Raw genomic sequence first — 14740 nt, 5'->3', positions numbered from 1 at the left:
ATAGACCTAATTTTTGATATAATGATTTATAGCAAAATTAGTAGAGGGGGATATATATGGCAATTGGAAGAAGTAAAGTAGTAATAGTTGGAACGGGTTCTGTTGGGGCAGCAGTAGCATTTGACATGGTAATGAATCATGTTTGCGATGATTTAATACTGATTGATATAAATAAAGAAAAATCATGGGCTGAAGCGACGGATTTACAACATTCTCTTGGATATAGCGGAAGTAAGATGAGGGTAAAAGATGGGGAATACGAAGAATGCAATGATGCAGATATAGTTGTAATTGCAGCTGCATTACCTTATATTACAGGGCAAACAAGATTAGATATGTTAGAAAAAGCTGCAGGAATAATGAATAATATAGTGCCGAACATCATGAAAAGTGGATTTTCAGGCATAATAGTTGTGATAACAAATCCTGTAGATGTTATGTCATATTATGTGCACAAACTTTCAGGTTTGCCAGCAAGTAAAGTCATTGGAACAGGAACAGCTCTAGATTCAGCACGTTTGAAATATCATTTAGCTGATGTTATGAGTGTTGACCCACAAAGTGTTCATGCTTTGTGCATGGGAGAACATGGAGATTCACAGATAATTCCATGGAGTCAAATTACAGTTGGGGGTAAAAAGTTTTTAGATATAATCAATGACAATAAAATGAGATTAAAAGGTTTTAATTTAAATTCAGTAACGGAAGATATTAAGAAAATAGCATATCGTATTGTGAATGCTAAAGGTGCAACTACTTTTGGTATTGCAGCAACTACTGTTCAGATTGTAAAAGCAATATTACGCGATGAAAATAAAGTTATTCCTGTATCAGCTATGCTTAATGGAGAGTATGGGGAAAGTGACACATATGCAGGTGTTCCGGCGGTTTTAAATAATCAAGGAGTGAAGGAACTTGTTGAATATCACTTAGTTGAAAGTGAAAAGGCAGAATTAAAAGAATCTATTGAGATTATAAAAGACTACAATAAAAGACTAAAATTATAAAATATGATATTTAATATTTTTGTATAAATGATATTTTATATAAAAAATTGAGAATGAAAGCATTTCTTTTTATAGAAATACTTTCATTCCTAAAATTTATAATCGTTCTTCAATTTATTATGTTACGATTTTAGTAAACCATATTTAAACTAAATCTATTAGTTAAATAATTCTATGACTCCGAGGCTTATAAGTAAGAGTCCTGAAATTAACGGAGCAAATTTACCTAAAAATTTGCCTAAGATATGGTTTCCAGCTCTTTCGCCAAGTTTAAGTGTGCAAATACTTATTATAAATGTTAATATGACTGTAAGTTCTATATTAACGCCTGTTACGCTTGCAGCAACTCCTGTACCAAAGTTATTAAATGTTAATGCAAAAGCTACCAAAAGTGCCTCTTTTTTATCTATATCTCCTGATTTATCTAAATCTGATTTTTCTGCATATTCGATCATATCATTAGTATTCTTTAAAGCGAGTTCTTTTATTTTTTTATTATTTATAAGTTTAAAAATACTTTGAATTACAAAGTATAATCCTAGAATTATAATAATTCCAGCACCTAAGCTATTTGATAAAAAGCTTGGTAAAAATTTAGATACATATATGCCAAGTAACATAGATAAAAATGTTCCAGTAGAAGTTACAAGTGCTACTATAAGATTTGCAGCTGTGTCTATTCTTATTTTTTTTATTCCATATGCAATACCTATAACTAAATTATCTAAGTTAGAAGATAAACTAAATAATAAAGCAGATAAAATTAATATCATATATGTCATTCCTTCTTAATTATTACTTATATTTAATATATGGTTGTAAATTTGTGTGGTGATTAAGAATTTTTAAGAGAAATTACGTTTAATTACTAATATCTATTAAATACATAAAGATATTTAAGTTATATTTTATAAGATGTCCATACAAAAATGTGTAGATTAAATTAATAGTGGGAAGAAAACTCTTCTAAGGCTCTGGAAGACCGAAAAGAAGAGTTTTTATCTTTTAACATGTTAATAGACTTAATCACAAAACACTCCTAAAATATTACTATTAAGCTTGGCCAGTAAATGTTAAATATAAGAGAACCATATTTAGTGATATGATTATAGCTGCGATGATAATACCTAAAATTCTTACCCAATTGCGATTTGCCATAATACCCATTAAATCCTTACGTCTAGCTATAGTTAGCATTTGTATTATCGGAAATGGCAATATGAAGCTAAGTGCTACTTGGCTTAAAACAAGGGTATTCATTGGATTTATTCCAAGTGCAATTATAGCCAATGCAGGCATCATAGTTATAAGTCTTCTAATATTAATTGGTATACTTAAATTCACAAAACCCTTCATAATTGTTTGACCTGCCATAGTACCCACAGCAGATGATGACAAACCTGAGGCAAGTAATGCTATTCCAAAAGCTCCGCTAGATAATGAACCTAGTAAAGGTTGTAATGATGCATGGGCTTGCTCCATTGTATCAACAATTAATCCATTTTTATTGAATACAGCAGCGGATACAATAACCATTGCAGCATTCACTATAAAGGCAATATTCATAGCTATTGTTACATCAATTTTTTCCATTTTTAAATGTTTTAGCTTTCCTTCAATGGATGTATCAGTTCCTCTATGCTGGACCAAATGTGAATGAAGGTATATTACGTGAGGCATAACTGTTGCACCAAGCATTCCTACTGCGATTAATAATGCCTGACTATTTGGCAGTGATGGAATTATTGTATGAATTCCTACTTGAAACCAATCAGGTTTGGCAAGAAATAATTCTATTGTATATGCAATACAGATTACTGCAACAAGAATTGATATTATTATTTCTATAGTTTTTTGGCCATACTTTTCCATATAACAAATGAAGAATGTTATTATTCCTGTAATAATCCCAGCATATATCATTGGTATATGGAACAATAAATATAATCCCAAAGTTCCACCTAGAAATTCTGCTAAGTCAGTTGCCATTGCACCTATTTCTGCAACAATCCAAAATACCCAATTTGTTTTTTTAGAAAATACTTTGGCACACATTTCTGGAAGGTTATGGCCTGTGGCTATTCCTAATTTTGCAGACATTATCTGTAAAAAGATAGCCATTAAGTTACTAAATAAAATTACCCAAATTAACGCATAGCCAAATTCCGATCCTCCACTAATATTAGTTGCAAAGTTTCCAGGATCTATATATGCTACACTTACAATAAAAGCTGGACCTAAATATTTTAATAGTTGCCTAAATTTACTAATATTAGCACTCCTGTCTTTTTTAAATGGAACAAATCCAGTGACAGATACATCAGTGCTTCTTAAACCTCTTTCGTTCTCCAAGAAAATACATCACCTTTCTTACTTTATTTTTTTATGTGTCTAATTTTTTAATCTTATATGTAATTAAGATAGTTATTAACAGTTAACTTTCTTAGCCTAGTCTAAATTATTTTATATTATAAGTTATGCAATAATATTCTAAATGTTACAGTAAAGTAACTTTTTCGCCATTAAAGCATATAATTTATTAAGTAGATTATTACGGGGAGCGAGTAAGTATATGGGCAAAAATGATTTCTATACTTTTAACGAATATATGAAGAAAGAAGACAGCAAGCTAACTGCGTCCATGGAAGATTATCTTGAGATGATATATAGATTGTCATTGAATAAAGGGTATTTAAGAATTAATGAACTTTCAAATGCACTTAATGTTCAACCTCCTTCTGCCACAAGGATGGTACAGAAGTTATCAGAGGAAAGACTTGTAAAGTATGAAAAATATGGGATTATAATACTTGAAGAAAGTGGTAAAGAACTTGGCGCAGCACTTCTTAACAGGCATCATATTATTGAGAATTTTCTAAGGATACTTGATATTCCTGATAAAGAAATATTAGATGAAACAGAAAAGATAGAACATACTGTAAGTAAAGAAACATCAAAATGCTTTCAGGATTTTGTACAATTTATAGAAAGCAATCCTAGTATAGCTAAGGCTTTTAAGGAGTATAGAGAGTCTATAAAATAGAAAGATGGAGATTGTTTATTTAAACATTAATAAAGATAAATCAGATAGCAAGTTAGATCTTAATTATAAGGCTTAATTTATTATCTGATTTATTTATGTTGCTTTTATTTGAGTTTGAGTAGATATAATTAAATAGTAAATATAGTTTTTATTATTTTTTAAATAAAGATGCCTGTTGAAATTACACTATATTTAAAAAAGTGAGCCACAAATTGTATTTTTGAATGTTCTGTTTTATAAGTGGAAGAAACTTAGTTAATTGTTGTATGTCTATGTAAAAATCTTTATTACTATCTGTATACATAATAATGTGATTAATTAACATAGACTATATAAGAAATATATATTCAAAGAATAAGGGGAGAAAATTTTCGATGGTAAAATGTAAGAATCTTTTTGAAAATAAAAATATTGAAATTGTAGAATCAAGAGGGGGCGTTAAGGTTCTTGAATATAAAAAAGATTTGAGTGTAAGCACTACAACTGCAATGGCAGCATATTTTGCTTCAGAGATGAATGTTAGAAAAAGACAGGTTTTAATTGAGTTGAATGGTAATGCTTACACAATAAGTTCCGGAGTAATGCAGTGGACAGCAGGATCTGTGAGTATGGCTGCTGATATTAAGGGAATTGGTGATTTTTTTGGAAAAGCTATATCATCAAAGGTAACAAAAGAGTCTGCTATTAAACCAAAATATCAGGGAAATGGTTTATTGATGTTAGAACCAACATATAGGCATATTTTGCTTGAGGAAGTTTCGGAATGGGGAGGGATGGTTTTAGATGATGGACTTTTCTTAGCGTGTGAGTCTAAGGTTCAGCAAAAGATAGTTGCGAGGACAAATATCTCTTCGGCAATGCTTGGGAATGAAGGACTATTTAATTTGTGTCTAAAAGGTGAAGGGATAGCCGTGCTAGAAAGTCCTGTTCCAAGAAGCGAATTGATAGAATTTATATTAGATAATGATGAGGTGCGGATTGATGGGAATTTTGCAATTGCTTGGTCTAATTCTTTAGAGTTTAGAGTTGAAAAGTCTAGTAAAAGTTTAATTGGATCTGCAGTCTCAGGAGAGGGATTGGTTAACGTATATAGGGGAACAGGAAAAATACTTATGGCTCCAATATCATAGAAATACGGATGTGAATATTTAATTGTAGAAGGATTGGTAAGAAATATTATAATCACCAATCCTTTTGCTATAAGAAATTAAAAGGTAAGTCAAAAATAATGTTTATTTGGGATTAATAGTAAACAGGATAATATAAAAAGTTAATAGAATAATAAATATAAATATTAAGATTGCTTAAAAACTAATATTCGGAATAATTTTACATGCGAGGAATTATAGCTATATTATTAGATTTTTTTTGCCCAAAACATATAAAAACACGAACATTAGATAAATAAAAATAAAAAAAATACATAAAATATTTAATTTACTATTGATTTATAGTCCAAAGTATTGTAGCATTAAGTATGTAAAATAAAGAGCTATATATTACGCACTGAATATATTACATTTTATTTATTCTATGCTTTAACATTCGATGATTGTATAGAAATTCAAAAAGTAATTTATTAGTATGTCATATATAAATAATGAAATTTTACCCGTATATGCTTGAAAATAAGGTTCAAGCGTTTCTACCGGACTACCGTAAATTGTCTGACTATGGGTGTTTATAGGTACTTGTTACTTATAAGCCCCTTTGTAAAAAAACAAAGGGGCTTATATTTTACAAGAAATCTTTAAATTCTTGTTATTATCTTTTATATTTTTTTCAACGTTAGTGCATCCTACTAACAGATGTATTATTTTGGAGTAGCAGTGTTAATTTGTGTAGCTCAAAAATAGGAGGAATCTATATTGGACAATGTATTAAAAAAATCGGTAAAAACAACGGAGGAGAACGGTATGTTAGAAAAAATATTTCACTTATCAAAAAATAAAACAACTGTTAAGACAGAAATGTTAGCGGGGTTAACAACCTTTTTAACTATGGCGTATATCTTAGTAGTAAATCCTAGTATCTTAAGTCAATCAGGTATGGATGTATCAGCTGTATTTACTGCAACTGCATTGGCTTCTTTTATTGGTACTGTAATTATGGCGCTTATTGCTAATTATCCATTTGGTATGGCACCAGGTATGGGATTAAATGCTCTTTTCACATTCACAATTTGTTTGGGAATGAAGTTCTCTTGGCAAACAGCTTTGGCGGCTTCATTAATCGAAGGATTTATATTTATGGCGCTTAACATATTTAAAATTAGACAAGTAATTATTGATAGTGTTCCGCCAACATTAAAATATGCAATTAGTATTGGGATTGGTTTCTTTATAACATTTATAGGTCTTCAAGATGCTAAGATGATTGTTGCTAATCAAGCTACATTAGTTGGAATAGGAAATTTAAAAGATCCAACAGTACTTTTAGCTGGTCTAGGTGTTATTATAATATCAATATTATATTATAAAAATGTAAAAGGTTCATTCATTATTGGAATGTTTTCTGTATATGTATTAGGAATGATTTTTGGAGTTGCTAAGGTACCTACAGGAATAATATCTATGCCACCATCAGTTGCTCCAATATTTATGCAATTTGATTTTAAGAGTGCAATGGTAATTGGTATAATACCAGCAATTCTTTCTATGTTATTTATAGATGTTTTCGATAGTATAGGAACTCTAATTGGTTTAGCTTCAAAAGCTGGATACTTAGACGAAAAAGGTAATGTTAAAAATGCAGATAAAGTTTTAACAGCTGATGCTATTGGATCTGTAGTAGGTGCATGTTTAGGAACATCTACACCTGTAGCGTTTGTTGAGTCAGCAGCTGGTATTGCTGAAGGCGGAAGAACAGGACTTGCTGGTCTTACAATAGCTGGATTATTCTTCTTGTCATTATTCTTTTCACCAATTTTAACTGCTATACCAGGTTTTGCTACAGCGCCTGTTCTAATAGTTTTAGGTGCAGTAATGATGGAACCAATATCAAAGGTTAATTTCTCAGATTTCACTGAAGGAATGCCTGTATTCTTAACATTGATATTAACTCTTTTAACATATTCAATTACAGATGGGTTAGCATTTGGATTTGTTTCTTATGTATTAATAAAATTATTTACAGGTAAATCAAAAGATATTCCTGTACCAATGTATTTTATTGCCTTAGCATTTGTAGGATTATTCGCGCTTATGTAATAATAGATAAGAAGAGCCTCATGGTGTAAGAAAATTCACCATGGGGCTTTTATAAATTAATTACTAACTATTAATTTTCTATGTTATTTGTTAAAAAATAATGATAATAGTGCTTTGACTTATTATTTAGTTGGCAATTTTGATTTTATATTGAAGATATTTTTAAGGACGTCCGAAGATTTATAATTCCATACGTAACTTTACATACTTCTTAATATATTTTACGCATTTCTCGAAGCCGAGCTTGCTGGTATCTAGAGACAGATCATAGTTTCTTACGTCCTCCCATTTATTACCAGTGTGGTAATAGTAGTAGTCACTTCTATATTTATTTAATTTCTTAATTTCCTTAATTGCTTCTTTTTCAGAAGCGCCAAGGATATCCATTTCATGCTTAATACAGTAATCTTCTGATGCATGAATAAAAATTTTAAATATATTTGGTTTATCCTTTAAGATATAATCAGCACAACGCCCTATCACAACATAAGATTCTTTATCGGCTAATTCACGTAATATCTTAGCTTGATAATTGAACAAATTGTCATTTGAAGTAAAATCATTACTTTCAGGTGGGATTAATTCACCATTATATACTTTCTTTGAAACCTTATATAACAAACTATTTTTTACACCTTCGTCTGCATTGGCAAATAGAGCTTCATTTATACCACTGTCATCTGAAGCCAAACGTAATAACTCACGGTCATACATATTTATACCCAAATCTTTAGATAACATTTTTCCTATTGTTGTCCCACCGCTTCCACAAGTTCTTGTTATTGCAATTACAAACTTATCCATATAATCTCACTCCTTCCCTATATAGAAATTATACCACATTCTATTAAATTATTTTCATAAATATGATATTCAAACGAAAGATAATAGAATAATTTAGATGGATTTTGTTAATATGATCAAATCAGAAAAGTTCTTTTGCATTTTTATTTGTTTAAAGATATCTAGGAATAATACTGAGAAACAATAATAAAATATTATCAGCATGCAATTTATAAGCGTTTTTAGAAGGGAGGAATTTTATGATTTATAATATTTTAATTGGAGGAGCAGCTGGGCTAGGAATGGAGACTATTTCCTCTATATTAGAGAAAGTTTTAAAAAGGAAAGGCTTCGAAATATTTACTATACAAGACTATATGTCAAGGGTAAGAGGCGGGCATAATTTTTTTCAAATACGCTTTGGAAATGAGCAAATAAATTCCCATTGGGATGATATCGATGGAATAATCGCTTTAGACAAAGAAACAATAGATCTTCATATCGGCAGATTAAAGGAAGACGGGTTTATAATTGCTGACGAGCAAATTAAGCTTGAAGATAAAAGATTCTTTGGTCTTACGCTTAAAGCTTTAGCTAAAAGCATTGGGAATTCAAAAGTATATGGTAGCATAGCTTTGGGCGCTTTTGTAAAGTTATTTAATTTGGATTTAAGTGGCATTAAGGAAGTATTAGCAGAAAAGTTCAAAGAGGAAATCGCCAATAAAAATTTCAATGCCTTTGAAGAAGGATACAAGCTAGTTGCACCAAAGTATCAAATTGAACCTAAGAACAATGATAAGAGTATTTTAATTGGAGGAAATGATGCTATTGCTCTTGGGGCTATTGCAGCTGGATGTAAGTTTTATTCTGCTTATCCAATGACACCATCTACAAGCATAATGAATTATCTTGCTTCAAAGATGAATGAAGCAGAAATTGTAGTTGAACAGGCTGAAGATGAAATTGCTTCAATAAATATGGCTATTGGAGCTTCTTATGCAGGTGTTAGAGCAATGACAGGATCGTCTGGAGGAGGATTTGCGCTAATGGTAGAGGCTGTAGGCTTATCGGGAATGCTTGAGGTACCTCTTGTAATAGCAGAAATACAAAGGCCTGGGCCTACTACAGGTTTGCCAACAAGAACAGAACAAGCAGATTTGAAATTTGTTATATCCTCATCACCAGGGGAAATACCTAAAATGGTAATAGCATTAAGGGAACCTGAAGATGCATTTTATCAAACTATAAGAGCATTCAATCTTGCTGATAAATATCAAATACCAGTTATTTTACTTGGAGATCAGTTTTTAGCTGATAGTATAAGAACTGTAAAGCCTTTTAATTTTGATAAGATTAAAATAGAAAGGCATTTAAAAGATGATGAATATATAAATGCTAAAGATTATAAGCGTTATGAATTAACAAAGACAGGTGTTTCGCCACGTATAACGCCAGGTAAAATACCAGGATTAACAGTATTGGTAGATAGTGATGAACATGATGAATATGGACATATTACTGAATCAGGTGAAGTAAGAAATAAAATGAATGATAAGAGACTAAGGAAAATGGAATATTTAAAAGAAGAGCTTTTAGAACCTGAATTCATCGGTGAAGAAAATGCAGATACTTTAATTTTAGCATGGGGATCATTATATAGTCCGGTTAAGGAAGCTATAAAACTTCTTAATGGACGTTCAGGAAATAATAATAAATACTGCTCATTAGTATTTGGGGATGTCTGGCCTTTACCTGAGAAAAATCTTAGGAAGTATGCAAAAAAAGTAAAAAATATAATAAACATAGAGCAAAATGCGACAGGACAACTAGCAGGACTTATTAGAGAATATACAGGTATTGAATGCAATAGCAGTATCTTAAAATATGATGGAAGACCTATTTCATCTCAAGAAATATACAGTAAGCTAATTGGAGGTGAGCAATAATGAATAATGAAATATTTCTAACATCAGAAACAGCTTGGTGTCCAGGATGTGGGGATCATAATATTCTTGATGCTCTAAAGCAAGCACTTATAGATTTAGGTAAGGCTCCACACGAAGTACTTATTGTTGGTGGAATAGGTCAAGCTGCTAAAACACCTCAATATATAAATACTAATGGATTTTGTGGACTTCATGGAAGATCATTACCACCTGCAGTTGCAGCAAAGATTGTAAATAAAAGATTAACTGTAATAGTAAATACAGGAGAAGGGGATTCTTATGGAGAAGGAGGAAATCACTTTATTCATAATATTAGGCGTAATGTAGATATAACACATTTTGTTCACGATAACCAAATATATGGGTTAACAAAAGGACAAGCATCGCCTACAACTGATATCGGACATGTAACAGATGTTCAGCCAAATGGGTCAAATAACATTCCTATGAATCCAGTAGCACTTGCAATAACACTTGGTGCCGGTTTTGTTGCTAGAGCATTTAGTGGAGATAAAGAGCACTTGAAGAAAGTTATGATTGAAGCTATTAATCATAAAGGCTACTCTCTTGTTGATATCTTACAGCCATGTGTGTCATTTAATAAAGTTAATACATTCCAATGGTATAATAAAAGAGTTTATAAGCTTGGAAAAGGATACGATCCAAGCAATAAATTGAAGGCTATTGAAAAATCAATGGAATGGGGAGATAAGATTCCTTTGGGAATTTTATATAAAGAAGAAAAATCCACTTTTCATGATAAAGTTAGCTTTTTAAAAAATGGAGAATCACTTGTTGAAAGTGAAGTTAAAATAGATAAGATCAAGGAATTTATGAAAGATTTCCTATAAAAATAGCATAGAAAAAAATTAATGATCAAAAGTAATTACATTTTAGTAGTCAAGGCCTGATTTTTATTAAATCGGGCCTTTTAAATGCGAATAATTGTTATAAAGCTTATATATTTTCTTAAACAGATAATTTCTAATGAAATCTTAGTTTGTATTTTAATAAATGTTATATTTTTATATTACATTTATCGAAATAGATATAAATGAAAGTATATTATGCAGATTTTAAATAAAAACTTATAAAGTAAGATATGCTATAATTATGATAATAAAAATTAAGGAAAAATGTGGAGGAAAGCAAAATGAATACAGATACATTAAGAAAGTACGCAGAGCTCGTTGTTAAGAAGGGGATAAACTTACAAGATAAGCAACAATTGCTTATAAATTCACCAATAGAATGTGCAGAGTTTGCTAGACTGATAGCAGAAGAAGCTTATAAAGCTGGTGCTATTAATGTTATAGTTGATTACAATGATGAAGAACTTGCTTTAATAAAATACAATAAAGCTCCTATGGAAAGTTTTGAAAGGGAGCCAAAACATGCTGTATTATCAAGAGAGCAACTTATAAAGGAGAAAACTGCATTTATAAGTATTTCTGCTAGAGATCCAGAGCTATTAAGCGGAGTAGATCCTAATAAGATTTCCACTTTAGCAAAAACAGCAAATAGAGCTATGAAAGATGTTAGCGCTGCCATGATGAGTAATGAAGTTCAATGGTGTGTTGTTTCAATACCTACAAAGGGATGGGCAAGAAAAGTATTCCCTGATTTATCAGAAGCAGATGCAGTAGAAAATCTTTGGGACTCAATTTTTAGTATAGTAAGAGCTGATAAGGAATCACCTATTGAAGCGTGGAATGAACATTTAGAAAAATTAAAAAATAGAAAAGATTATTTAAATGAAAAGAATTTTAAATATCTTTATTATAAATCAGAAGGCACAGACCTAACTGTAGAACTTCCAGAAGGACATCTATGGTTAAGTGGTGAAGAGAATTCTAAATATGGTATTAACTTTGTTGCTAATATACCGACAGAAGAGGTATTCACCCTTCCAAAGAGAGATGGAGTAAACGGCTATGTAACTAGTAAAAAGCCACTTAACTATGGAGGAAATTTAATTGATAACTTTAAGTTGACATTAAAAGATGGTAAGATAGTTGACTTTACTGCAGAAAAGGGAGAAGAAATATTAAAAGGATTACTAGATACAGATGAAGGTGCTAGATATTTAGGAGAAGTTGCCTTAGTTGGTTATAACTCACCTATATCAAATTCAGGACTAATTTTCTTTAATACATTATTTGATGAAAATGCATCATGTCATTTTGCTTTTGGAAAAGCGTATCCAACTTGCCTAAAAGATGGTGACAATATGTCGGAAGAAGAACTAATAAAAAATGGAGCTAATGATTCGTTAACTCATGTAGATTTTATGGTAGGATCTGAGGAACTTGAAATAATAGGTGAAACTGCCGATGGAGAAAAGATCCCAGTATTTAAAAATGGTGATTGGGTGATATAATTGTGTTATCTATATAGATTGCCAAGTGAAAACTTGATGAGAGATTAACCAATATAAATGAAGATAGACATTTGTTTAGGTTGTTAAGTGTTCAGAATTTGGTTATCTATTGAAAAAATCAAAATTATTAAATTTGAACCTAATAATTAAAAAAGGCTGTTAAATATCAAAATTTACTAGATATTTAACAGTCTTTTTAATTATTAAGGATTTTATATTAATTTATAAAAGTTGCTATTTATACAAAATGGGCATAAAAAAATACCATTGACTTTCCATATAGCCGATGATAGAATTAATTGTTAGAAAGAAATTTTATTTATCTGTATATAATAATCATAACATATTTAGAAGGTAAAGTCAATACTTAAAAATAAAAAAGTTTGGATGGTGTTATTTATGAAAAATTATCTTATGTCTATTTCTGATTCTATAATAAGTAAACAAACTTTTGAAGAGATTTTGCAGTGTAATGAGGAAACAGTGGAATATGGATTAAAGCTGAGTGAAGAAAATGTTAAAGAGATAGTTGAGATAAGAAGCGAAGCTTTAAGTAAGAATGGCAGAGTTGAATTTGGTGGAGGTATAATAAAACAAATAATATCAACCTTTTGCGAGTCGCCATATATTTCTCAATATAATTATATTGAAACTATAGAGGAGCTAATAGAAACATTTTATTATTATAAAAATGAAACTATGGAAGAAATAGGTGACATTGAATTAATTAATTTAATGAAAGGCTATTTCGATAATGAATGCCAAGGATCTTTAGAGCTACTTAGATATAAGTATTTGGATACTATAGCTCATAATATTAAATATGGGGTTTCTGATTATTTAAATGTGGATGGAGATGAAGAGTTATAATGGATAATTATATTACTGACAGAAATGATACCATTGAAAATTTATTAAGTAAGGAACATTATTTTCAGTCATTACTACAAGTACTTCATTCAAATGATATATTAAATAATAAAGAACTAGAAAATATTCAAGTTCAAATATTAGATATTTTAAGAGAAACTGCAAATTATTATACAAAAGCTGAAAGCTATTCGGTAAGAGTTGAAGTTGCAGAGCAAATAATGTTATCAATTTATTATACTATAGGTAGCTTTCTAAAAGGTAAAACATCAATAAAGGAACGGATTACGTTAATAAAAGAAAATACAATGAAATATTTATTTTCTGAAGGGGAAAAAGTTTTAAAGATTAAAATAGAAGAAAGTAAAGAACTATTAAAGAATGTGCAAAAAAATAAATTAAAGACAGGTAATTATGCGTATATAGATACTATAAATTATGGGATTCCATTATTTTTTATAGAATACGATAGTAGATTCGCAGCTCATGAAACTCAGGGGTCTATAGATTATCCACTAGCTATAGATGAGATGGATTTAGTAGGCATAGAATATATAAACGAATATTTAAGAAAAATAGACTTTGAAAATCAATTTTGTTCCCACTTTGATAGTCATGAAATTGAAAATTTGCTTAAAAGTTTTGATAAAAATTCAGATCATATATTAATAAATATCTTTGAATTAGTTCTGACTAATTATTTAGGATGTATGCTATTAGGGAAAGAAGGAATAACTCTAGATATAACAGATATTGAAAAACGTTATCTTAAAAATAAATTAGGAAAATTGAAAGAAGAGGAATTTAATGAAGTAATATCTAGGATAGTTGAAGATATTTTCAAGGAGTTTACTATAAATGATATAAATTTTATTAATTATATAAATAAAACTATTTACAAGATTATGCCAAATATTAAGAAGAATATTGAAATTAATAAATTGGAAAATACATTTATAACATTTAAAAATGCAAATGAAAATTTAATTAGATATGAAGATGGAGAAAGTTTAGAGAACAGCAGATTTAAGGGTATAACTGAAGAAATTAGAGAGTGTGATAAAGTAGAGAATAAGATACAAATTATAAGGGAAGAAATTCATAGTCTTAGGGATTTAGTAGATGTTCTTGGCTCTGATTGCATATTTGATTATGAATTTATTGAGATATTTAAGGTCTTAGATGATTTTGAAATATCATTGCTACTTAAATATATTCCAAATGATTCAGTTATGGATGTGGATTATGGAACTGAAAGTGAGAAGGAGTGGCATGAAAAGCTTAAGGAATATCTTAATATGATTAATGAAGAGAAAAAAAGTAAAATAATTGCTGAATCCTTGAATATTATATTGTAATACTAGTTTGGCATATATAGGCAGTGGGATATGTCCTAGGTTTATAACATGAAATATATCCTGACTTAAAATAAGAGATACGTATAATGTGATTATTATCTAGAGCTATTGCTGATAAAAATAATGTGGATTATTATGGTATTA

12 protein-coding genes and 1 riboswitch are annotated in these 14740 nt (G+C 29.8%); of the genes, 9 read left to right on the top strand and 3 right to left on the bottom strand.

The features are described 5' to 3' along the window. Positions 1–56: 56 nt before the first annotated feature. On the top strand, positions 57–1007 hold the full coding sequence (locus KEC93_RS20390; protein ID WP_012060229.1) for an L-lactate dehydrogenase: 951 nt from the start codon (positions 57–59) through the stop codon (positions 1005–1007). Between the two features lie 158 nt (positions 1008–1165). Here KEC93_RS20390 and ytaF read toward each other — a convergent pair whose 3' ends face one another. Both ytaF and KEC93_RS20380 read right to left on the bottom strand, forming a co-directional pair. Then, entirely contained in the window at positions 1166–1780 is a 615-nt protein-coding gene (ytaF, locus tag KEC93_RS20385) for a sporulation membrane protein YtaF (RefSeq protein WP_077868409.1), read from the bottom strand. A 280-nt stretch (positions 1781–2060) separates the two neighbouring features. Beyond that, on the bottom strand, positions 2061–3359 hold the full coding sequence (locus KEC93_RS20380; protein WP_023973074.1) for an Nramp family divalent metal transporter: 1299 nt from the start codon (positions 3357–3359) through the stop codon (positions 2061–2063). Between the two features lie 220 nt (positions 3360–3579). Here KEC93_RS20380 and mntR point away from each other — a divergent pair, with 220 nt between their 5' ends. From mntR to KEC93_RS20365, 3 genes are all read left to right on the top strand, one after another. Next, positions 3580–4050, top strand: coding sequence for a transcriptional regulator MntR (gene mntR, locus KEC93_RS20375; RefSeq protein ID WP_023973073.1), 471 nt, complete (start codon positions 3580–3582; stop codon positions 4048–4050). Between the two features lie 374 nt (positions 4051–4424). Beyond that, the gene (locus KEC93_RS20370; protein ID WP_012060225.1) at positions 4425–5180 is read left to right on the top strand and encodes an AIM24 family protein; all 756 of its coding nucleotides are present in this window, start codon (positions 4425–4427) and stop codon (positions 5178–5180) included. 462 nt (positions 5181–5642) lie between these two features. Continuing rightward, positions 5643–5744: riboswitch (purine riboswitch) on the top strand. 222 nt (positions 5745–5966) lie between these two features. Further along, the gene (locus KEC93_RS20365) at positions 5967–7259 is read left to right on the top strand and encodes an NCS2 family permease (protein WP_103698590.1); all 1293 of its coding nucleotides are present in this window, start codon (positions 5967–5969) and stop codon (positions 7257–7259) included. 180 nt (positions 7260–7439) lie between these two features. On the opposite strand, the gene KEC93_RS20360 is transcribed toward KEC93_RS20365, so the two are convergent. Next, a complete protein-coding gene (locus tag KEC93_RS20360) occupies positions 7440–8063 on the bottom strand; it encodes a cytidylate kinase-like family protein (protein ID WP_023973072.1) in 624 nt (207 codons plus the stop codon). A gap of 239 nt (positions 8064–8302) precedes the next feature. Between KEC93_RS20360 and KEC93_RS20355 the strand changes: the two genes are divergently transcribed. From KEC93_RS20355 to KEC93_RS20335, 5 genes are all read left to right on the top strand, one after another. Beyond that, complete coding sequence (locus KEC93_RS20355; protein ID WP_077868410.1) at positions 8303–9988, top strand: 2-oxoacid:acceptor oxidoreductase subunit alpha; 1686 nt, start codon at positions 8303–8305, stop codon at positions 9986–9988. Beyond that, positions 9988–10839: a 2-oxoacid:ferredoxin oxidoreductase subunit beta gene (locus KEC93_RS20350; RefSeq protein WP_077854624.1), complete on the top strand. Its 852-nt coding sequence runs from the start codon at positions 9988–9990 to the stop codon at positions 10837–10839. Before KEC93_RS20355 ends, KEC93_RS20350 begins: the two co-directional genes overlap by 1 nt. A 302-nt stretch (positions 10840–11141) precedes the next feature. Then, positions 11142–12368, top strand: coding sequence for an aminopeptidase (locus KEC93_RS20345; protein ID WP_077868411.1), 1227 nt, complete (start codon positions 11142–11144; stop codon positions 12366–12368). Positions 12369–12767: 399 nt separating this feature from the next. Further along, positions 12768–13238: a DUF6323 family protein gene (locus KEC93_RS20340; RefSeq protein ID WP_077868412.1), complete on the top strand. Its 471-nt coding sequence runs from the start codon at positions 12768–12770 to the stop codon at positions 13236–13238. Then, the gene (locus KEC93_RS20335) at positions 13238–14596 is read left to right on the top strand and encodes a DUF6179 domain-containing protein (protein WP_077868413.1); all 1359 of its coding nucleotides are present in this window, start codon (positions 13238–13240) and stop codon (positions 14594–14596) included. Before KEC93_RS20340 ends, KEC93_RS20335 begins: the two co-directional genes overlap by 1 nt. Positions 14597–14740 lie beyond the last annotated feature (144 nt).

Origin of the sequence: Clostridium beijerinckii, from assembly GCF_018223745.1 — a bacterium.
GTDB classification, from domain to species: Bacteria; Bacillota; Clostridia; order Clostridiales; family Clostridiaceae; genus Clostridium; species Clostridium beijerinckii.
This window is presented reverse-complemented; position numbering and strand designations above follow the sequence as displayed.